Here is a 265-nt window from a genome sequence, read left to right as displayed (position 1 = left end):
ATGGATACTCATCGTCCCATTCGTCGCGCACTATTAAGTGTGTCTGATAAAACCGGTATTGTTGAATTTGCCCGCGCACTAGAAGCGCAAGGTGTAGATATTTTATCAACTGGCGGTACATGTAAACTCCTTGCTGATAACGGCATAAAAGTGACTGAAGTTTCAGATCACACCGGTCACCCTGAAATCATGGATGGCCGCGTAAAAACCCTTCACCCTAAAATTCACGGCGGTATTTTAGCCCGTCGCGGACAAGATGAAGATG

At 46.0% G+C, this 265-nt stretch carries 1 pseudogene; it reads left to right on the top strand.

The features are described 5' to 3' along the window. Positions 1 to 265, top strand: a pseudogene (purH, locus tag R2R70_RS20785) (bifunctional phosphoribosylaminoimidazolecarboxamide formyltransferase/IMP cyclohydrolase); the annotation flags it as partial.

Origin of the sequence: Cobetia sp. SIMBA_158 (assembly GCF_046566945.1) — a bacterium.
In the GTDB taxonomy this organism is placed as follows: Bacteria; Pseudomonadota; Gammaproteobacteria; order Pseudomonadales; family Halomonadaceae; genus Cobetia; species Cobetia amphilecti.
The sequence above is the reverse complement of the archived record's forward strand: the minus strand, read 5'-3'. Positions and strand labels throughout refer to the sequence as shown.